This is a genomic window from Oleiphilus sp. HI0061 (genome assembly GCF_001635675.1).
Map to the genome: position 1 here is coordinate 1 of NZ_LWFE01000726.1, position 1030 is coordinate 1030.

2 protein-coding genes are annotated in these 1030 nt (G+C 39.8%); both read left to right on the forward strand.

Annotated elements, in window-relative coordinates; genetic code table 11:
- A partial coding sequence (locus A3735_RS28800) for a transposase domain-containing protein (protein WP_156499552.1) occupies positions 1–151 on the forward strand: 151 nt, incomplete at its 5' end.
- Between the two features lie 220 nt (positions 152–371).
- On the forward strand, positions 372–1030 hold a 659-nt coding region (locus A3735_RS09060), incomplete at its 3' end, for a cytidylyltransferase domain-containing protein (protein WP_068637964.1).

The following is a 1030-nucleotide window of genomic DNA, read 5'->3' on the forward strand; positions in this document are numbered from 1 at the left end:
AAACATTACAATTATGTCGTTAATCCAAACCGCCAAGATGAATGGATTGGAAGCATACGCCTATCAGAAAGATGTGCTTAACCGATTACCGTCGCATAAGAATAATCGGCTGGATGAGTTATTGCCACATAACGGGAAGGCTGATCAATAGGTAATGCCCAGACGCTTACAAGGATCTTGTATAACTTAAAGATTAGGTGGCTCGTTTTCTATGATGTAATCAGATAATCTATATAGGGCTGTAATTTAGTATACCGTCACGTTGCGGTGATGGAGTTGGTAGGCTTAAGTTGTTGTTACAATGAACGAAGTGATAAGAAAGAGGAGGCTGAGTCGCTCGATGACAATAGGACCTTATAAAATGGTGAGAAATGTTTAATAAGTATGATATTGCGGCAGTGATACCTGTCAGACTTGGTAGTTCAAGAGTTTCGCAAAAGGCCCTTCTTGAGGTTGGTGAAGACAAAATTAGTCTGTTAGCGTGGAAAATAAGACAGCTTAAGAAAGTGCTGTCAAAAGATAGCATATACGTTAGTACTGAGGCTGATGTACTGATGGATATTGCTCGAGAAGAGGGTGTAAAAGTTCATCGTCGCGATCAGTTCCTTGCTGACGGACATAAAGCTACTTTTAGTGAGGTCATTGTTGGTGTCGTTAAAGATATACCGCACGAGCACATTGCTTGGGTGACATGTGTTGTTCCTTTGATGAGTCCTCAAGAGTATTTGCAGGGGTTTCGTGAGTACTATGATCATGTTATTCCAGAAACTTCAAGTTTCGATAGCTTGGTTTCTGTAAACTTGCTCAAGGAATATTTTTGGGATGATGAAAAACCAATCAATTATTCTGCAACAAAGAAACATACCATTAGCCAGGAGCTGCCTAATATTTATAGGGTAACGAATGGGCTGTATATGGCTCCTAAGTCATTGATGCTTGATAAAGAGTATCTTCTTGGTAAGAACCCTTTTAAGTCCTGTGTTTCCAAGATTGCGGGCATCGATATAGATGAATACGAAGACTATGAAAT